This is a genomic window from Mesorhizobium shonense (genome assembly GCF_040545255.1).
Taxonomy (GTDB): Bacteria; Pseudomonadota; Alphaproteobacteria; order Rhizobiales; family Rhizobiaceae; genus Mesorhizobium; species Mesorhizobium shonense.
This window is the reverse complement of the sequence record NZ_JBEPLM010000002.1, coordinates 61,404-79,143: the sequence shown is the minus strand read 5'-3', so window position 1 is coordinate 79,143 and position 17,740 is coordinate 61,404. Positions and strand designations below refer to the sequence as shown.

19 protein-coding genes and 2 pseudogenes are annotated in these 17,740 nt (G+C 61.2%); 1 reads left to right on the top strand and 20 read right to left on the bottom strand.

Features of this window, described 5'->3' with window-relative positions:
* Positions 1-14: 14 nt before the first annotated feature.
* From ABID26_RS05840 to ABID26_RS05780, 13 genes and pseudogenes are all read right to left on the bottom strand, one after another.
* Positions 15-257, bottom strand: a complete 243-nt coding sequence (locus tag ABID26_RS05840; protein WP_354414400.1) for a KTSC domain-containing protein — start codon at positions 255-257, stop codon at positions 15-17.
* Complete coding sequence (locus tag ABID26_RS05835) at positions 224-2,017, bottom strand: ATP-binding protein (protein ID WP_354414397.1); 1,794 nt, start codon at positions 2,015-2,017, stop codon at positions 224-226. The genes ABID26_RS05840 and ABID26_RS05835 overlap by 34 nt, the downstream gene beginning before the upstream one ends.
* Complete coding sequence (locus ABID26_RS05830) at positions 2,014-3,069, bottom strand: SIR2 family NAD-dependent protein deacylase (RefSeq protein WP_354414395.1); 1,056 nt, start codon at positions 3,067-3,069, stop codon at positions 2,014-2,016. Before ABID26_RS05830 ends, ABID26_RS05835 begins: the two co-directional genes overlap by 4 nt.
* Before the next feature lie 527 nt (positions 3,070-3,596).
* The gene (gene rlxS, locus ABID26_RS05825) at positions 3,597-5,564 is read right to left on the bottom strand and encodes a relaxase/mobilization nuclease RlxS (protein ID WP_354414392.1); all 1,968 of its coding nucleotides are present in this window, start codon (positions 5,562-5,564) and stop codon (positions 3,597-3,599) included.
* A 183-nt stretch (positions 5,565-5,747) separates the two neighbouring features.
* On the bottom strand, positions 5,748-6,434 hold the full coding sequence (locus ABID26_RS05820; RefSeq protein ID WP_354414389.1) for a lytic transglycosylase domain-containing protein: 687 nt from the start codon (positions 6,432-6,434) through the stop codon (positions 5,748-5,750).
* Positions 6,422-6,970: a S26 family signal peptidase gene (locus tag ABID26_RS05815; protein ID WP_354414387.1), complete on the bottom strand. Its 549-nt coding sequence runs from the start codon at positions 6,968-6,970 to the stop codon at positions 6,422-6,424. Before ABID26_RS05815 ends, ABID26_RS05820 begins: the two co-directional genes overlap by 13 nt.
* Positions 6,967-7,212, bottom strand: coding sequence for a helix-turn-helix transcriptional regulator (locus ABID26_RS05810; RefSeq protein WP_354414384.1), 246 nt, complete (start codon positions 7,210-7,212; stop codon positions 6,967-6,969). Before ABID26_RS05810 ends, ABID26_RS05815 begins: the two co-directional genes overlap by 4 nt.
* Before the next feature lie 160 nt (positions 7,213-7,372).
* Positions 7,373-7,696, bottom strand: a complete 324-nt coding sequence (locus ABID26_RS05805; protein WP_041005565.1) for a DUF736 domain-containing protein — start codon at positions 7,694-7,696, stop codon at positions 7,373-7,375.
* Positions 7,697-8,232: 536 nt separating this feature from the next.
* Complete coding sequence (locus tag ABID26_RS05800; protein WP_354414380.1) at positions 8,233-9,963, bottom strand: ParB/RepB/Spo0J family partition protein; 1,731 nt, start codon at positions 9,961-9,963, stop codon at positions 8,233-8,235.
* An 85-nt stretch (positions 9,964-10,048) separates the two neighbouring features.
* Entirely contained in the window at positions 10,049-10,456 is a 408-nt protein-coding gene (locus ABID26_RS05795) for a DUF2958 domain-containing protein (RefSeq protein ID WP_354414378.1), read from the bottom strand.
* On the bottom strand, positions 10,453-10,605 hold the full coding sequence (locus tag ABID26_RS05790) for a hypothetical protein (protein WP_354414376.1): 153 nt from the start codon (positions 10,603-10,605) through the stop codon (positions 10,453-10,455). Before ABID26_RS05790 ends, ABID26_RS05795 begins: the two co-directional genes overlap by 4 nt.
* Positions 10,602-11,564, bottom strand: coding sequence for an ArdC family protein (locus tag ABID26_RS05785; protein WP_354414374.1), 963 nt, complete (start codon positions 11,562-11,564; stop codon positions 10,602-10,604). Before ABID26_RS05785 ends, ABID26_RS05790 begins: the two co-directional genes overlap by 4 nt.
* 397 nt (positions 11,565-11,961) lie before the next feature.
* Positions 11,962-12,172: pseudogene (locus ABID26_RS05780) on the bottom strand (helix-turn-helix transcriptional regulator).
* Positions 12,173-12,199: 27 nt separating this feature from the next.
* Between ABID26_RS05780 and ABID26_RS05775 the strand changes: the two are divergent.
* Positions 12,200-12,439: pseudogene (locus ABID26_RS05775) on the top strand (DNA -binding domain-containing protein); the annotation flags it as partial.
* 24 nt (positions 12,440-12,463) lie between these two features.
* Here the strand turns inward: ABID26_RS05775 and ABID26_RS05770 are convergent.
* From ABID26_RS05770 to ABID26_RS05740, 7 genes are all read right to left on the bottom strand, one after another.
* A complete protein-coding gene (locus ABID26_RS05770; RefSeq protein ID WP_354414372.1) occupies positions 12,464-12,973 on the bottom strand; it encodes a DUF2285 domain-containing protein in 510 nt (169 codons plus the stop codon).
* 37 nt (positions 12,974-13,010) lie between these two features.
* Entirely contained in the window at positions 13,011-13,262 is a 252-nt protein-coding gene (locus ABID26_RS05765; protein WP_354414370.1) for a transcriptional regulator domain-containing protein, read from the bottom strand.
* The gene (locus ABID26_RS05760) at positions 13,262-13,930 is read right to left on the bottom strand and encodes an acyl-homoserine-lactone synthase (RefSeq protein ID WP_354414368.1); all 669 of its coding nucleotides are present in this window, start codon (positions 13,928-13,930) and stop codon (positions 13,262-13,264) included. The genes ABID26_RS05765 and ABID26_RS05760 overlap by 1 nt, the downstream gene beginning before the upstream one ends.
* Positions 13,931-14,017: 87 nt before the next feature.
* Positions 14,018-14,743, bottom strand: coding sequence for a LuxR family transcriptional regulator (locus ABID26_RS05755; RefSeq protein ID WP_354414365.1), 726 nt, complete (start codon positions 14,741-14,743; stop codon positions 14,018-14,020).
* 310 nt (positions 14,744-15,053) lie between these two features.
* Positions 15,054-15,302: a hypothetical protein gene (locus ABID26_RS05750; RefSeq protein ID WP_354414363.1), complete on the bottom strand. Its 249-nt coding sequence runs from the start codon at positions 15,300-15,302 to the stop codon at positions 15,054-15,056.
* A 366-nt stretch (positions 15,303-15,668) separates the two neighbouring features.
* The gene (locus ABID26_RS05745; protein ID WP_354414360.1) at positions 15,669-16,544 is read right to left on the bottom strand and encodes a phosphonopyruvate hydrolase; all 876 of its coding nucleotides are present in this window, start codon (positions 16,542-16,544) and stop codon (positions 15,669-15,671) included.
* A 162-nt stretch (positions 16,545-16,706) separates the two neighbouring features.
* Positions 16,707-17,615, bottom strand: a complete 909-nt coding sequence (locus ABID26_RS05740; RefSeq protein WP_354414358.1) for a LysR family transcriptional regulator — start codon at positions 17,613-17,615, stop codon at positions 16,707-16,709.
* Between the last annotated feature and the right edge of the window lie 125 nt (positions 17,616-17,740).

Sequence of the window (17,740 nt, the reverse complement as noted above, 5' to 3'; positions counted from 1 at the left end):
ATAAATCTACAAGGCTAGGCTTTCTCGAACGGATATTGCCCTTTTATGTATGTATTTAGAAATACGCCATGCGAAGGAGCTGCAAGGAATTGCTCAAAGACGGACGCTGGAACATTGAAATACTGATACACGCCACTCTTATGGAATTCGACTTCAAGCACTTCGATTATCGGATCGTACCCGAACGAGGCAATCGTGGTTGAATTTGCTGCCTGGCGATCCACTAGACTTTCTCCGGCTTTTTGACTTGACCCCATTTTGGGTCTTGAGATCGCCATGCCGCCGCTAGCCGTCCATAGTCTTCGCCGACGCGCGTGGCCGCCCAAACTTCGGTCACCTTGGGATCCTCGCTGTTTGGCCGTTCGCCATCTGGGGGCAAGTTGATGCGGCATCGTATTGGAAGGCGTGCTGCTTCGCCCATGATTATTGCTTCTCCGGTTCGAAGTACGGGCAGCGTTTCCACAAGTCCGCCCAAGCTATCGGGCAGCGCTGCACGTACTCTCGTCTGATCGGCGCTGTTGGAGAGACGAAGCGCTATCAGCGTCCCACACTGCGAAAGAATTGTCTCGTCGATCTCTGATGGTCTCTGGCTCACGATCATTGCCCCCACCCCAAACTTGCGGCCTTCCTTGACAATGCGCTGAACCATAGCGCGCGCGGGGTTGTCGAGATCTTTCCCGAGGTAGCGATGGGCTTCCTCCATGACGACAAGCTCTGGTCGACTACGCCCGCCCTCAGGGAGGTTTCGACCCCAAAAAAGAGCCTCGTAGGTAATATTGAGGATACCCCCTATGAGCCTCAGCAGGACTTGGCTCGGAACGCCGGACAGGTCAAGAACGGTAATGGGTTTGTCGTGGCCAAACCAAGCCTCAAGAAGTTCGGGCAGATCCTTCTCGGACTTGCCATCCAGCCCAGGCTCCCAGGAACCTGGATGCAACATGAAGTCGTACTGGCGATCGAGAAGACGCGATCGCAGTTGCGTCAGTTGCCTTCGAATCCCCAGTACATTTGTCTGATTGATAAATGGCGCCGCACTACCGACACCTGGAACTTGATATTTCGGAGGCTTAAGCGTTGTTGGGTCGCCGGCTTCGTCAAGTGCGGGCTTCGTGCGCTCCTTGTCCGCCCAGGTCTTATATTCTGGATCGACAAGCTCGTACCACAACTGCTTCAGACTGAAGGGTAGTGGCGTATTGATTGTCAACGCGTTGACGTCCACGCCCGGCACGCCGGAGGCAACCGAGAGCTTAGCAGCTTGGATCTTTTCCAGGACACCGGTGTAAGCAGCCTCGCTCATCGGGCCCATCAAAAAGTCGAGCAGCGTTTCGGGGTCCAAAGCCCAATAAGGAATGTGCAGCGGCTGCTCGTCCTTGGAGGGATTGACACGAAACACTCTCGCAACGGATTTCAGCGCATCACCGTATTCGCCGTGTATGTCGAGCAGAAGAATGCGTGCGCTCAAGCTGAGTTTTCCGTCAGCAGCTTTGCAGATCGAGCGCAGCAAACTCGAAACGGTTGTCGACTTGCCCGAGCCGGTCGAACCGAGTACCGCACTGTGTCGCGTCACCAGCCGGTCGAGATCGATGCGCACCGGAATGCTTTCCGCCCCAGCCAACCGACCAATCGTGATCTGTCCTGCGTCCAAAGCACCATAGATGCGGCCGAGATCATCTTCGGTGACCAGGTGCACCTCGTCGTTCACACCTGGGTATTGGCTGATGCCGCGCTCGAAACTGGTCTCAACAATCTCGCCGACGAGCTGGACCGTCATCCAACTTTCCCCGCGCTGACGAGCGTCCGCAAACGCTTCCGGTGTCGCCTGGGCGCCAACCTCGGAAATCACGCCGTAAAGGTCGTGATAACCTTGTGGAATCCGAACAAAGCTGCCGACTTGGGCCACGCGGTAGCTGCGACCCGCAATAATCGCTATTCCGGAGGCGACAGATTCGGATTGTCGAACACTTACCGTCGAACCAGCAATGCTGCCGACTCGCCCAAGGAAGGTTGGAGCCGTCATGGTGCCAGTACCGGCGCAGTTGGGATCGCGGCTGCGGCAAAAGCCTGCGGTGAACGCGAGTTCGCAAAAAAGCGGGCGAAATCCTCGATAGCGCCTAGCCTAAATTCAGAGGACCCACCAGCTGCCGGAGCAGACCAGTAACTGGCGCGGATTGGGCCCCAATCCTTTGTTGGCAGTTCGCCAGGTGCCTGCCATTCGGCGGCAATCCCGCTTATTACCGCTTTGTCGCGAGCATAAACGCTGAAATTGGATCGCCTCGACGCAAGCTCAACAGCGTTGATTTCTTTGTCCAGAGTCTGAAATTGGAATGCGAACACGCTTGCGGAAGGATTGGCGGCCAAAGCCTCATCAACGCGGGCCGAGATGTGTGCGTCGGCGTAGGAAAAACCGATGGATACGAGCAAAGTATCCTCTGTTGCGAGAAAAGCCCGCAACCGGTCGAGCAAAGATGAGTAGGGAGCTTTCTGAGTCTGGTCGTATTTCAAATGCTCGGGGTAGATCAGGTGGGTAGCATCCGTCTGGCCGGTGCGCACGACTTCCCCTTGGGCGTTGGCCTTCCAACCCAGAGAACCATGGATCTTCCAAAGCCTGGTCCACCGGTTCGAAAGCTGATCGCCTGAGACTGAGGCCGGATCGAAGAAGGCTTCACGTGCACCAGTGAAGCCGTCGAAATAGGGCGCGCGCGCCCTTTCAAACGCCTCCTCGAACAGCAGGTCATAGTTTGTGGTAAAAATCTCCACCGGGTGACTGCGAGGAGCGCCGGTTATCCAGCTTACCAATTCTGAATAGGGAGTGGTCGTATTCGGCAGGCGTACTTGCACGATCTTGCCAATTTCGATGCAGATGGCCTGTGCCATCTGGCGATATCCATCACCGTCAAGATCATAGACCTTGGTGGTGCCGATCACATCGCCAAGCGCCCGGACACGCGATAGGATCGTCTCAATGTCGTGCTTCAACAACCCGCTTTTCAGTCCAGCAATCTGCTGGCCGTAGACGGGTCCAATCGCTGTCAGGACTTTGTCGGTTAGTCCAGCCACGGCTGGGATCAAGGGCCTAGATCCGTCTTCGCGCGCCATGCCCGCGGGTGCGCCGGCTCCCACGAGTAGTCCCACGCGTTTGCGTCCTTGCGCAATGATGGTACGCAGGGACGCCATGTACTGATCCGGATTGTGAAAACTTACGCTCATTTGCCCCCCCGAGCAATTCCGATGCCCAATGCACTAGGTTCAACGTTTCAGTCAAGTTCTATTCTGGGCCGCGATTTGTCGATCTGCCGCATTGTCGTTTCAACCACGCCCATATTCGGGCAAGATGTTTCCACGAAAAACCCCGATACGCCTTCCCATGGTTTTAGAAGGCGAATCGGCCGTATGGGTCTGTTTGCACTCAGAGATATGTCACCCGGCAGATGTAAAACAAGCATCAACGACCGAGACTTCACACGATAATACAGGCTACTGACTGGGAGGCTCGAAGTCACGCAAACAAGGCCGGGCGCATCGGGGCATGGCTGTCCACCCGACGCGATCCAAAACCTTGCAACGGCTCAGCGCAATGTGCCCCAGTCGCCACAGTGCTAGGATACGCTTGGCCCGCTCCTTTGCCGGCCGATGGACCAAGAAATCCCCTCCCCACCCACGACTCCGGAGACCTCCTTCCCAATGTGGCGATCCAGCACCGGTCGCCATGGCGCAAGCGTGAACTCACGCGATTTCTCGATGACTGCATATTTCCCGCTGGCGAGCTCGACCGATCGGAGCATCTTACCTTCCAACCGATCTCCAGGTTTCGCTTCGAAATAGGAGAGCCCCAGTTCACTCGACAGCTGACTGGCGATCCGGTTCAGCTCACGTTGTCGCAGAATCGAAATCATGCCAGCGCGGTAGACCATCCGGCCCTGCTCTTCGTTCGCGAGCCCCTGCGCAATCAGCCACTGCCGCCGGCGGGCCTGCGCCTCTCGTAACTCGCGGCCAAATCCGGCGTTGCGCAAGGTCTTCGGCGTTTCGGAAACCACCTCGCTGTCCAGCCAGGTGGCGCCATCGAAACCGACTTGGTTCTCCAGAGGAAGCGACGAGAGCTTGTCGAGAACAACGGGCTCCGCTCTCGCCCGCTGGCGCTCGTAATCGGAGACACGCTGGAGATGATCGGGTGCAATAATCCAGGTGCCGTCCGGTTCGCGCTCAACGCCGGCGGTGGCTCGTCGGATCGCCTCCAGTCGCCGCACATGCGCTTCCGCAAATCGCTCTGTGGCCGATGGATCATGCTTCAAGTGAATGTCGACCGTGTATCGTCCGTCATGGGCGGCAGCGATCCCGACAATGCTCCGGTCAACTTGTCTGGGTTCCGTGCTCCGCGGCGTGACACGAACGATGCAGCCGTCAGGCGTCGGCTCGGTGGCCTCGCCTCTGCCGACGTCGATGTAGTGGCTTTTGCCGTCCACGCCGTCGACGATGAGATAGTGCCTGTCATTGATCTCGTCGCTCAGCCCTCGTGCGACAACGCGGCCGACCACAGCTTCGGTATTCTGTCCCGCATCGTAGACCAAACAATCGGCGGCACTGCGCGCGAGTCCCTTGCCGGTCAGTTCGCAGTGCATGGTCTTGATGATATCGCCGCGCTCGGCCAGCCGACGCAGTGTCGCTTCGACCGCATCGTCCAGTAGCCAGTGGCCGTAGCCGACCTCCGCTGCAAGACCCATTCGTTCAAGCTTGCGCAGCCTGCCCTGATACAGTGTCTGGCGAAAAGCATCCCGTCCGTGCGGCGCAACAAGTCCTTCGCTATCGCGCATGCGCAGCAGCTGCCGGTCAATGCTGGTGAAGCGTTCCTGCTCCATCTCCCGGCGCAGGCGCTGCTCGATCTCGAGATCGGTGCGCGGGCCGAGATCGAGGCTAACCAGCTCAGCCGCCCGCTCTCGCAAACCAGAGGAGATGTAGTCGCGCGCGATGACGAGATTCTCGTCGCGATCATCCTTGCCGCGGACAATGATGTGTGTATGGGGATGGCCAGTGTTGAAATGGTCGACGGCAACCCAGTCGAGCTTCGTGCCCAGGTCTTCTTCCATCTGCGCCATCAGACGCCGCGTGAGTGGTTTGAGATCGCTGTACTCAATGCCGTCTTCGGCTGCGACAATGAAACGAAACTGATGCCGGTCACCATCGGCACGATCGATAAACTCCTTGCCGTCGACGCGATCATTGTCGGCACCGTAAAGCTCGCCAGGCTCGCCTTCGCGCGTGACGCCGTCGCGCTGGAGGTAGCGCAGGTGCGCACGCGCTCCGTCCGAACCCTTGCCGGCCAGCTTGACCACTCGCGCCTTGACCACAATCCGTCGCTGCCGAAAGGCCGCGTAGCGATCGCGTGATTTCAGCAGCGCGGCGGCCGCTCCGCCTCGCCCAGCTCGGCTTCCCGTGAAGCGACCGCCGTGCCGATGCTGGCCCCCGGCTCTGTTGATCGCAGCTCGGACCTGCCCGGCGAAGCGTTTTCCTGCCTTCGAGCCGCGCGATCCGATTTTTCCGAGCTTTGGCCTGAACTCCTCATCCGTCATACAAGCCTCCCGAAACACTGCAACAAAATCAGCGGCTTGCGCGTCATAGCCTCTTGGTGCCGCTGGCAGCCTCCGGTGAAAACGATGTGCAGACAAAGACTTGACCGCCTCTCGGAGGCGGTACCTTTATCTTGCCTTCCCTCAACCCAGCCCCTAACCCCGCCCCGCCGCGGCACTTTGCCCTCATCTGCCGTCCGGCCGCGCTGGCCCACCTGGCTGAGACCCGAGCGGCACCAGAATTCCGCCCCTCGAACCGCCCGCCGAAACGCCATCCCTCAGGAAAAACAATTCGCGCCCCAACGAGATTTTCGGCGCTTTTGGCGGCCGAGATTTGCCCTTGAACTGATCCATGTCGGCCGCCGAAACGCCCGCCGCCTTAAGCTGTTCGAGATACAAAACTGTCTCTCTCGGCAGCGGCTTCCCGCGTTCCAGATGCGCCTCATATCGAACCGGTCCGCCGTTGTAGGCTGCGAACAGCCCAGGGAAGCCGAAGCGATCATACATGGCGCGCAGATAGGCTGTACCGGCCAGAATATTGTCGCGCGGATCGTGCGGATCGGCTCCGAGATCATGCTCGACGTGCAGTTCCTCATAGGTGTCGGGCATCACCTGCATCAGCCCAATCGCACCGGCTCGTGAAGTGATCGGCCGACCGTTGAGCATGGTCTGCCCACGGCTTTCGGCATTCATGACGGCATAGATCCAGGACTGTGGAACACTGAAGCGCTGGCTTGCCTCGGCAACGAACTCTTGCCATCTTGTCAGCTGCGGACCTTGGGAGATGACGGCCGGCTGTGCGCCGGTCGCGGCGGAACAGGCGCATGGTGCAATCGACACCATGCCCAAGATCAGGAGGGTCACTCGGTCCATAGCGGCACGAGCCTCCCAACGATATTGGCGGCCGGTACCGGCCCGAAATACCGGCTGTCGAAGGAGCCGGGAGCCTCGCCATTGATCAGGAAAACCTCGTTGCTCGAGAGCGCGCGGCATCCGTTCCACCAAGGCAAGGTTCGGCCTTGCGTGTCGACCGGAACGCGGCGTGTCACGATCTTGCCGCCAATGATGATGGCGTCATTGAAGGCGCAGACATGCTCGTGCGGCAGTGCGGCGATACGCTTCACCAGCGGCACGTTGCGAGGCAGATAGCCGCGCTGGTCGGCGAGGTGAGCGGCCATTTTGGGCAAGCGGACAAGCACGAAATCGCCGGCGCGAGCGGCACCAAGGCCAAGGCCATAGAGTCCGATTGGCGCGCTGGCCGATGCATTCCAGACCAGTACGGGCGTCGGCTTGACGAAAGCGGTGAAGCCGATCAGGCCAAGGCCGATGATTGCCGCGGCAAGCGTCTTGCGCGCGCGAACTCGCCGCAAACGGCTGCCGATCAGATGAAGAGAAGGCCGCGCGTTCATGGCCGGCCTCGGCGATTGTCATCGGCGTCGGAGGCCTTCGGCTGGCCTTTCGACCAATCGTCGAGCTCGTCTATGTGGTAGCGGACGAAGCGGCCGTGCTTGCGGAACTTTGGGCCGTGGCCCTTGAGCCGCATCTTTTCCAAGGTGCGTTGCGACAGCCCGATATAGAAGGCGGCCTGCGCGGTGTTGAGGAACGGACTGCCCTTCTTGGCGCGGGCGGCGCGTTCGTTTTCGTCGTCCATGATGATCCTCGTTTGCCGATTGGAGACTGCGGCGAGGATCGGCGAGCGAGAGCGCTTGCGGGACGGGCGAAGAGTCGGTCGGGAGTTTTCGCCGCCCCTGCGGGCTGGCTCAGTTCGGCTGAAAGAGCCCCCGCGCCGGTGGCGCGGGGGGCCTGTTGCGTCAGTCGGCCGGGTTCCAGATGATGGCGAAGGTGTCGTCGTCATCCTGGCCGGCGGCGCGGCCGAGATTGGCGTAGAGTTTTCTCGGGCCGAACTCCGGTGCTGCGATCGACAGACTCACATAATCCTTGCCGGATGCCTCGCCGATCCTGATCCAGCCGGCACCGACCTCGACGCCTTGCGTGAGCACCCTAAAGTCGGGATGGGTATCGACGCTCTTTGACTGGTTGGGCACGATGGCGATCTCGGCGCGGACGCTGAGCGTCTTGAGCTGGCCCTTGTAGCTGCCATTGTCCTGCTTGGTAACGTATCCGATCGCGGTCATTTGAAAGTCTCCTTTTGCTTGTCGCCTGGGACCATTCCCCTGCGATGGCGGACCGTGATGGGCGCGTCTGGGCCGGCTGAACCCGCAGGGCCGCAGCGGCAGCGCAGGACCCGAGCGGGCAGCTTTTTTGAAGCGAAGCGGGCGCGAGGAGCCGCCGCAGGCGGCGGGGAAAAAAGCTGCTGGCCGAGGGTTTCGGGCGGGCCGGATCCGCCCATAGGTCATCAAGCCAGCGGCAGGGGAATGGTCCTGGGTGCCAAGCATTGGAGATGTCGCGAAGACGCGGTCGCGGTAGCCAGGCAGGAGTTAGCCGAGGACAGGTTTGCGGACGCTCCAGCACCGTGCCAGCGCTACCGTGCCAGGCAGAAAGCGCCAGATTGCCACCACCGGGCCGGGTGTCTTCGAAATTGTGTCGGCCGGTGCGCGCGGCTGAAACCGGACCGGCGCTGCGGTCTACAGGAGACTTTGCCGAGCGATAGATGCTGCCCGGTTGGCGCGAGCGGCGACGCCAGAAAACGTCGCCGCCCGCCATGCGAGAATCATCGTGACACGAACAGCGTCTGGACCTTCGCCCACTGATCGGCGGTGCGCAAACCGCCACGGTTCGTATAGCTCGACACCGGGAATGCCATCCAGCGCGGCAGCCAGCCGTCGACTTTTTGCCTGCCGTTCTCGCCGCAAAGGAAGTCGCGAATGATCTTCTTTTGCGTCTTCACCTTCTGCGAAGCATTGCCATCGGCGACGAGCCTGCCGCCGACATCGGCGAGGATTTCGGTGGCGACTTGCCTGTCGCGCAACAGCTCGAAGAAGGCATCGTCGGCCTGCCAATGGCCGCGCATGTCGAGGCCAAGATGATTGCCGAGCGCTTCGACAATCGCGCTGCCCGTGCAAAGCGTCTCGGCCATGACCAGCGCCAGAACGCGCAGGACATCGTCGTCTGGGAGTGCCAGCAGACGGGCGAAGACGCTGGCCAGCGCAAAGTCGTCGCCGTTGCCACCGGTCACCGGACCATCCTCATCGACAGAACCGAGCAGGGTCAGAACCTCGCGTTGCTTCTCACCGAAGACGGCTTCGGCCTTACAAGCGGCGATGCTGGCGGCCACCGTTTCGTTGGCCGCGCGCTGCGGCTCGGGACGTACCGTCCACAGGCTGGAGCCGACAATCGCATGCGCCACCATCAGGCGCAGCGCGACGCCCGTATGATCGAGCAAGGCGGTGCGCACCGCGGCGTGACGGTGCAGATCGACATAGTTCTGCATCGGGCCGCTCAACTCGGGACGCGACGGGTTGGCAGGCGGTTCGACTTCCTCATCAGCCTCGCCTTGTGCGCGGGCGCGGCGGGCTTCCTTGCGCGACAGGTAGCCCTCATGACATTCCACCTCGCCGCGCTGCGAGACGGTGATGATCACCTTGCCGCCCTTCTTCTTGGGCGTCTTTTCGTAGTCCCACGAATGGAAATACTGGCCCGGTTCGAGCGCGACCACCTCGGGCCAGCCGGCTTCGATATAGGCGTCGCGCTTGGCTGCGATGGCCTCGTTCTGCTTTTGCCAGAACAGGTCGGCATCGGCGAAATAGCTGTCCTCGCCGAACAGGTCGGAGACGATCAGGCCGGGATAGTCCTCGATTGGAAACAGCGCCACCTTGGTCGAAATCGACTGGCCGCCGAACAGCCATTGCTTCAATTGCCAGCCGCGCGGGGCTCGGCTGTCGGGATCGCAAAAGAGTGCGAGCCAGTCCTTCTGCTGCGCCTTGGAAGCCATGGTAAGATGCCGCACGGTTTCGGTGTCGATCTCCTCGCGGCGATAGGCTTCGCGTATCTTCGGCAACAGGTCGCCGAGCGCCAGGATGCGCTTCACCTGAGGCTCGGTGAGGCCGAAGGTGGCGGCAATGTCGGCGATCCCCCTCCCCTCCTTGATCAGGCGCGTAAAGGTCTCCCACTGCGCCACTTCATCAGGGTCGAGGCGGGCGATGTTCTCGATGAGCGAAGCCTCCAGCGCATCGGCGTCGTCCCCTTCTTCCATGATGGCGCAGGGCAGCGGTTCGGCCTCGCCGCGCTCGTCAGCGACCGTCTTGGCTGCGAAATAGCGCCGCCGCCCGGCGACGATTTCGAAGCTGTCCGGCGTGCCATTGGGCCGGATCAGAAGCGGCACGAGCACGCCGCGCGCCCTGACCGACGGCAGGATGTCGGATATGTCTGGCGCGCGCTTTGAATGACGCATGTTAATGGCGGAAACGCTCAACTGGTCGATGGAAACATGGGCAAGCTGCATGGGTCTTTCTCCTTTGTCTGGGCTTTTAAAAGCCCACCGCGAGGCCGCAGGCCGAGCGGCGGGATGTTTGCGCCTGGCGGCGCGATCATTCCGCCCGGTCTGGCGGAAGCTCGGGAGTGGGGATTTCGCGGGCGGCGGCGGCCTGCCGCAAAAGCGGCTCGGCCTCGGTAATGTGGCCGGCAATACGGGCGGCTTCGGCATAGACCGAGAGGGGAAACCGCGCACGAAAATAGAGATCGCGCTCGATGCCGAGGCCAAGCGGTCCCTTGACGGCTTTCAGTTCGGCGAGGCTGACGCTGCCCAGTTCGGGCAAGCCGAAGCCGAGATCGCAAAGCCCGAACAGCGTGTCGCCGTCGGCGTCGAGTTCGCTCAGAAGCCAAGTCGCGGCGCCGACCGGATTGAACAGTTTGACGACCGGGACATGGTCGGTTTCGATTTCGGCGGCACCATTGGTGAGCAGGCGGGCGCGCAATTCGTCGGTGATCAGGATCATGGCAGAGCTTCCTTGTCAGAACAGGTCGAACTGGCTCGGAACAGGTCGAGCTGGTTTCGTTTGGCTTCATCGAAGAGGCCGAAATCGAGCATCTGCTCGCCTTTCGGCGTCGGCTCGCTCTGCGGCGCAACGGGATCAGGAGCGCTCATGCCGCGATCCCTTCCCGCATCTTGGTTTCGGCATCCGTCTGGAAAGCCAGCAGGAAATCGGCGGCTTTCGAGGCAAGGCTGGCAGCGCGGAAAATTGCGCGGTTGTCCTCGCGCAGCACCTCGAGCCATGAGGCGATATAGTCGGCGTGACGCACGGTCGGCTCGATGCCGAGGCTCGAGCAGGTAAAGGCAGCCGTAAGCTCGGCGACCAGTTCCTCGCGCGCATAGGCCTTGGTGCCGAACGAGCCGGAAAAGTCACGCGCAAGCCGCGTTGGGTGCCCGGTCCAGTGGCCAAGCTCGTGGAAGCAGGTTCGGTAATAGTTGATCTGCTCGAAGAAGGCCGGTTGCGGCGGCAGTTGAACAAAGTCAGCTGACGGCATGTAAAAGGCGCGGTCGCCGCCGATGCGGATATCGGCACCGGTTTTGCGAACAAGCGCCTCGGCATGCGGGATGATGTGGCGTTCGGGCAGCGGCTCGGGCTGGCTGTAAAGCTCGTCGGGCAGGCCTTCGCACTGCGCGACATTGAAGACGGTGAAGCGCTTGAGAAACGGCACCGCCTGCGGCTCGGTATCTTCCGCCTTGGCGCGTTCCTTCTCGTTTTTCGGGATGAAGCGATCGGCATGCACGATGGTCGTGCCGTGCTCGCCTTTGCGGACATTGCCGCCAAGGGAAAGCGCCTGCCGGAAGGTGAGCCAGTTCTGGCCGGCATAGCCGTGTTCGATGACCGCGCCCCACAGGATCAGGATGTTGATGCCGGAATAGCCGCGCCCGGTGGCGGCATTCTTCGGCAGGCCAAGGCTGGCCTTGGCGCAGCCCCAAGGCTTCACCCACGGCACGCAACCCCGCTCCAGATCGGCGATGATGCGGTCTGTGATCTCGGAATAGAGGCTGCGCTTAAGCGGCTCGCTGCTCTTGCCGCCAACTTCTCCGCTAGCGCTATGTTTGCCGGTCTTGCGCATGATCAAATCTCCGCTCGCCAATCTCGCCGCGCCCTTCCCCGCAAAGCGGGGTGGGCGGCGAAAAACGACCGGAAAGGCCCGCCGTCAGAGGTGGCCTGCATCCGAAGGACCGGAACGCAAGTGGAGGACCCGGAGCGCGAGCGAAGGGTTGCGGGCCGCCGCGGCGGGCCTAGAAGGGAGAGCCGCCCACACCGCGCCGCCGGGAAGGCCAAATCAAAAAACAACGCCGCCCCTGGGGCGGCGACCGGCACAGCCCGCAAGGGCTGCCCGCGCCAGGGGGCGAAGCCGAATGGCCGAGACCGCCTGAGCGACGCGAAGACAAGCGGGCTCGGTTCACGAGCACCCGATGCGCGCCTTCAGGCGCGCAGGTGCCCAGCAATTGGCGCGCAGAGACCGATTATTTGTCGGGACGAACCAGATCCATGTGGCTGACGCCAAGCGCCAACGCCAGTTCATAGATGGTGACGATCGACGGATTGCGGCGGCCCTCTCCAGACCGCTGATATACTGCTGCTGAAGCCGGAAACTTCGGCGAGCTGTTCCTGCGTCAGACCTTTCTTCAGCCTGATCCTTATCACATTCCGACCGACCAACTGACGCATGTCCATGCGTGAGAAGTCAGCGGATCAGGCTCGGTAGCGGACGAAGCGCCATGGTCGGACAGCCTCACGGCTTACGACAAGGAGCACTTCACCATCTATATGCGCTTCCTGGATGCCGCCAACGATGACGCCAGCTACGAGGAGATGGCCGTTCTGATCCTCGGCATCGATCCGGAGCGCGAACCAGAACGCGCCCGCAATGCGGCCCACAGCCATCTCGACCGGGCGAACTGGATGGTGACGACGGGCTACAGGGAGCTGTTCACCAGCTGACGCATTTGTACGGCGCGAGACACGTCAGGCAAGAAAGTCGAGATAGCCGCCATTCATGAGCACGCGAGCCCGTGTCACGGCGCGTCGGATGCGATCGCGCAAATGGTCGCGAGGATCCGTCCAGTCGGCCCGGACACGTGTCTGACCAATCAGCGCTTCGGCGATGTCTCGGTACGAGGCGCCCGCAACTGAGCCGTCAAGAGCCCGCAGAACAAAGCGCAGGCGACGACCGCGCGCTTCCGGCGGAAACAGTCTTTTCGGCAACCGTCCCCCTGCAACGAGACTATTGAGGCATTTAAGCGCCCAGAGGCGTTGCCGCCACTCACCGGCCGGCCAGACCGCATCGGTGCGCAGCCGAACGGGGCCGAGGATACTCTGCCCCGAAACGGCGAGCTGAAGCTGCCGGCCGGCGCTGTGCAGCAGGAGATGCTCAGAGCCGTCAACCAGCCTGAGCACACTCGCACGGCAGGGCAGACGCGCCGGTTCGAACGCCGGCATCGCCGGCGACACCGGTTCGGCGACGACCGGCAACACCTGAGCGCATCGGCTCGGACACCAGAACGTGGCTGCGTCACGGTGCATCGAAGACGCGAAACAAAAGCCCCCAGCGCGACAGGTCGGCGGAGAAGGCAATGACGTCGAGCGACGGCCGCTGATCGACGGACCTCGCCCGTTCCAATGCGTGGGACAGAGCATGCCGGAAGGCCGGATTGCGCCGCAGGAATTCCCAGGCCCAGCCGCGCCGCGTCAGCTCAAGGGTGTAGTCATAGGACCGCTCATCGCGCCAGTCCGGCCGGTCGGCTTCAGGTTCTGGCAGGCTCATCAGGCATCTCCGCCCGAAGCATGAAGCGAAGCCGTCATGCGGCCTCGTGGGTTGACCGGCGCCCACAGCACCGGACCGGCAAGACCGCCATTGCGGCGAACGGCATCGAGGCGCTCGCTTGAGACCTCGAGGTAGCCGGCCAGGGCTTTGGTGGGGCCGATCGCGCGCGGCTCGCCGAGCCGCTCGAGCGGCCAATCGGCCCGGCGCAGGATGCGCTCCATGCGCAGGTCGGTGACGGTGACGATGCGGCTCAGACCTCGCCACATGCCGAACTCGATCATGCCTGCGAATAGCGCGTAGGTACCGGCGGCGATGCCGCCTGCCCCCTTGGCGGCCGAGGGCGGCAGGTCGAGCGCGAAACGGCTGCTTTCCCAGATTCTTGGATCCTGCGGCGTCGGCTGCCCCTCCAGTAGGGCCGGAAAGATATCGCCAAGCATGGTCGGTCCGGTCGAGGCAAGCAGGCGCACGCAGCCGTCGACGCTGCCAATTGAGCCGCGCAGCAGCAGATAGTGGGGTTTCAGCTCGTCGAAGCGATCGATCTCGTAGCCGCCGCTGGTGTCGACGTCCCAGTCCAGCCGCTCCTTGAAGACACGGTGGCGCAGACGGTGCATTTCGTGGAGCTCGTCGGCGAAGTCGCCGTACCATTCGGGAGCAATGAGCTGCAGCATGATTATCGGCCTCCTGGCAGGATTGACCCTGCCATTGGAGGCCAAGCGTCAGGCCGAAGCAGCCTGTACAGCAGTACAGGTGCCTGGTCAGCCGAGACCCGTTCTGGCGGCTGAGAATTGTGCCACGGCCTGCACGCGGGTGCGCAGCCCAAGCTTCTTCCTGGCGTTCTCCAGGTGAAAGGAGGCGGTGCGGCGCCTGATGCCAACAATCGAGGCGATGTCGCGTGCGGATTTGCCCTGCGCGGCCCATTCCAGGCATTCATATTCGCGCGGCGTCAGCTGCACGCCGTTGACCACCCGATCGGCCGAGAGCTTGCGGCGGACGCAGATATGAAAGCAAGTCGCCATGAAGCGAAATGCCTCTTGGTAGCGCTCGGTCACCCGCAGGAGGGCCGGACTGAGCCCGTCGGCGGCAAAGCTCATGGCGGCGACGTTGCCCCGCTTGTCGAGGATCGGGATGGTCAAACCGCAGCGGATGCCGAACGCGGCCGCCTCGTCGAAGAGCTTCTGCTCGAAATCCGACAGGCCGGTTCGGCTGTAGTGAAGTCCCCACAGAAACGGGCATTGGCCGCCCTGCGCCCGCGCGATCACCGGATCGATGGCGTGATAATGGTTGCTCAGGTAATGAGCGGTCCAGCGTGGTGGATAGTTCGAGATCAGCCTTGGCTTTCCCGGCGCCTGTGGCGGCAGGCACAGATAGGCGAATTTGACGAGATCGAATGCCGCGGCAGCACGCGCCATCGCGTTGCGGAAATCCGTCTCATCGACGCTTTCCGAAAGCTGCTCCAGGAAGGTCTCGAAGACAAATTGCATGCCTAATCGTCCCCAGACCCTTCCGCCGCGCGGCATTCGGAGTCGCGGAAGCCGGCGGGCAGCTTGCCAAGGTGACGTGGCCAAGTTCGCCGGCACGGAGCGTTACGCGATCGCCAGTCCGTCACCTTCCGGCTGGCATTCCAACGAGAACAGCGATTCGAGTCTCTTCAGCATCCAATTCGAACCGACAGGCGATGAGCACCGGATCCGCGGCACGCGCCATTCAACGTGCAACCGCGACAGATTTTCAGCCGTTTCGCCATCCGGCTGACAGCGCTTGCGCCACAAGACAGGCTTGCTTGGCCGATGCTCACGCCGAGGCTTCGCCAAGCATTTTGAGCATTGCCAGCCGGACCTTGACGAGCTTGCGCACCGACGCGTGATAATTTTGAGGAGCAGCGTCCACCACAAACACCAAGGTCATCAGATCCAGCAAGAATTGGTGGATCGCGTCGGCAGTCACGACCGACTCGAACTGACGCAGCATTGAGCGTGCCTCATTGACCGTTTCCGCGCCCGGCGCATCGATCAACGTTTCAAGCCTTTCGAAAATTTCCAATTCGGCGAAACCTCCATTTCCTCATTTGCCATAGGGCGCCTTGCGACGCATACCTTGCGCGAAAAGCAGCTGGCCAAGCGGCGCCTGCTCGCACGATGGTGGCGCCCGAACCATGCAGCAGCCTGAGCTCCATGGATGGAAAGACAACAAAACTCGGCCGCACGCCATGGTATCGAAAAATCGTTGCCGCGAGAGACACGCGGGCGCCTAAGGCCCAGCGCCCGCATTGCGAACTGAAAACCGAAATGAGCTCGGCACCTCGAACCCGACACCGAAGATGCAGAAACGGACGAACCTGGCTGCATCAGGAGGTCATCCTCAGACCTGTTTTCGATGGTCCGCGTTTTGAAGGTAGCCCTGGTGAGGTCACCACAGAAACCGATTCTCGTTCGCTTTGACAGCGTCCATTTTCTGCAGTCGGAAGATTTCCTCCACGGGCACGATTTCGGGGTCGATGCGGTGAATACCGCCGTCGGCGCGGATGCGGGCAAAGACGTCCTTCATGGCGGTGACCGCTGCCCGAATGGCATGATTGCCATAGATCACCATCGCAATCTTGCCGAGCGCGCGGATGCGCGACTCGTTCATTTCCGGATAGGCCGTCGGCACGATGACTATCGGAGCTTCGCCGCGCCATGCTCGTACAAAACTTTCCACCTCGTCGGGCATCTTGCGCTTGGAGTGGATCAAGATCATGTCGGCGCCAGCTTCTTCATACGACTTGGCCCGCTTCAAGGCCTCGGCTTCACCCAGTTCGGCAATCAGCGCTTCGGTGCGCGCAATGACGAGGAAGTCCGCGTCTGCGCGCGTGGCAACGGCCGCCCGAATTTTTCCCGCGAATTCCTCGGTCCGGATGAGTTCCTGGCGACCATCTGCCAGCAGGCTCGTGACCTTTGGAAAGGCCTTGTCTTCAATGACGACCGCGGCGGCGCCCGCACGCTCGTATTGCTGGATGGCGTAGATCACGTTGATGGCGTTGCCGAAGCCGGTGTCGATATCAGCTATGATCGGCAGCGATGACTGCTCGGCCATCGAACGGACCATGTCGAGGTGCCGCGTCATGGAGACAAGGCTTGCATCGGGCAGTCCATAAAGAGCGGAAAGTTCGAAACCGGAGGCCCAGATGCCGTCAAAGCCTGCTTCCTCGGCCAGGATTGCCGACAAGGGACTGTGCGCCGCCATGACGTGGGCTAGACGGCCGGCGCAGATATGGGCTCGCAGAGATGCCCTGCTCGTCAGCATGGAGGCTCCGCAGATGTGCTTGGGGCTTTGACCAGTTTGCAGCATCTTGCGCGCCTCTGGAATCGACGAATGATCGAATGACTGCCTCCTCTATTCGGCGACGTCATTCGCAATCAAACGCATTGATCGATTTTTGAGACCTTTCCATAGCCGAATGCGATGTTAACGAGCCTCCGAAATCGCCGCCTTCTTACACAGTCGAGCCAACCACCGGCAAAAGGCGCGAGCGAGTTCGGGATTGTCGGAGCGGTCGACCGCATAGGCCCGGTATTGCATTCCGCTTGGCGTAAGCGATCCCGGCACCACATTCAAAGCGCCAGTGCGCACCAGGTCACTGACGATGATCTCGGGCGCTACCAGAAGGCTTTTTCCTGTCATGACGGCAGGCAGCGCAAGGTAATTGTGATCGTATCGCGCGCCCGACTTGATATCCCTTGACGTCAGATTCATCCCTCTCAGCCAGGTGGGGAGTATGTCGGGACGAGATGTGACGTTGATCATCGGCATTGAGCGAACGACCGAAAGACTCTTGCCTGCTATGTGATTTGGAGAGCCCACGCACACGAGTTGCTCATTATAGATTTCCCAATGATCGGCAGGTTCGACGACCGAAAGGTCGCGTGTGATCAAGATGTCGAAATCGTCGGTGGATGTCGGCAGCGAAAGCGAACTGATCACGTCAACCATCACGCCGCCCATTTCGGTGGAGAATGCCTGAAGATTTGGGATCAAGAATGAATAGGCAAAAGTCGAAAGCGATGTGCGCACGACAATCCGGTTGGCGTTCGGCCGAGTCCGCCGCCGCATTCTTTGAGCGGTGAAGCACACTGTATCGAGCGGCTCCGAGACAGTGTTGGCGAATAATCTTCCAAACTCGGTTAGTTCGCTTCGCCTGCCCCGCCGTTCCATCAAGTCTGTCCCGAGATATCCTTCCAGAACGGCTAGGTAGCGGCTGACCGAGCTCTGCGTCGTGCCTAATGCGTTAGCTGCCCGCGTCAGGCTTCCTTCGCGCACGATCGTTACGAAAGCACGGATTGCGTTCAAAGGCACTGCTTCGTCTTCGCTCGTCATCGGTAGCTCCGGAAAAATAGTTGGAGGGCAGATCCCGTTACGGCAATTCATCTCCAAACTGGGACCATCCATCACATTATTCGATATTTGTCACCGGACTGTCGTGTCACAGCGGTACCGCGTCG

What these genes read in the sequence shown, in the direction of transcription:
- ABID26_RS05815 (WP_354414387.1), bottom strand. Translation starts at nt 6,970, where the DNA reads ATGAACGCGCGGCCTTCTCTTCATCTGATCGGCAGCCGTTTGCGGCGA.
- ABID26_RS05800 (WP_354414380.1), bottom strand. Translation starts at nt 9,963, where the DNA reads ATGCAGCTTGCCCATGTTTCCATCGACCAGTTGAGCGTTTCCGCCATT.
- ABID26_RS05840 (WP_354414400.1), bottom strand. Translation starts at nt 257, where the DNA reads ATGGGGTCAAGTCAAAAAGCCGGAGAAAGTCTAGTGGATCGCCAGGCA.
- ABID26_RS05745 (WP_354414360.1), bottom strand. Translation starts at nt 16,544, where the DNA reads ATGCTGACGAGCAGGGCATCTCTGCGAGCCCATATCTGCGCCGGCCGT.
- ABID26_RS05795 (WP_354414378.1), bottom strand. Translation starts at nt 10,456, where the DNA reads ATGATCCTGATCACCGACGAATTGCGCGCCCGCCTGCTCACCAATGGT.
- ABID26_RS05755 (WP_354414365.1), bottom strand. Translation starts at nt 14,743, where the DNA reads ATGCAATTTGTCTTCGAGACCTTCCTGGAGCAGCTTTCGGAAAGCGTC.
- ABID26_RS05785 (WP_354414374.1), bottom strand. Translation starts at nt 11,564, where the DNA reads ATGCGCAAGACCGGCAAACATAGCGCTAGCGGAGAAGTTGGCGGCAAG.
- rlxS (WP_354414392.1), bottom strand. Translation starts at nt 5,564, where the DNA reads ATGACGGATGAGGAGTTCAGGCCAAAGCTCGGAAAAATCGGATCGCGC.
- ABID26_RS05760 (WP_354414368.1), bottom strand. Translation starts at nt 13,930, where the DNA reads ATGCTGCAGCTCATTGCTCCCGAATGGTACGGCGACTTCGCCGACGAG.
- ABID26_RS05790 (WP_354414376.1), bottom strand. Translation starts at nt 10,605, where the DNA reads ATGAGCGCTCCTGATCCCGTTGCGCCGCAGAGCGAGCCGACGCCGAAA.
- ABID26_RS05835 (WP_354414397.1), bottom strand. Translation starts at nt 2,017, where the DNA reads ATGACGGCTCCAACCTTCCTTGGGCGAGTCGGCAGCATTGCTGGTTCG.
- ABID26_RS05765 (WP_354414370.1), bottom strand. Translation starts at nt 13,262, where the DNA reads ATGAGCCTGCCAGAACCTGAAGCCGACCGGCCGGACTGGCGCGATGAG.
- ABID26_RS05740 (WP_354414358.1), bottom strand. Translation starts at nt 17,615, where the DNA reads ATGACGAGCGAAGACGAAGCAGTGCCTTTGAACGCAATCCGTGCTTTC.
- ABID26_RS05805 (WP_041005565.1), bottom strand. Translation starts at nt 7,696, where the DNA reads ATGACCGCGATCGGATACGTTACCAAGCAGGACAATGGCAGCTACAAG.
- ABID26_RS05810 (WP_354414384.1), bottom strand. Translation starts at nt 7,212, where the DNA reads ATGGACGACGAAAACGAACGCGCCGCCCGCGCCAAGAAGGGCAGTCCG.
- ABID26_RS05820 (WP_354414389.1), bottom strand. Translation starts at nt 6,434, where the DNA reads ATGGACCGAGTGACCCTCCTGATCTTGGGCATGGTGTCGATTGCACCA.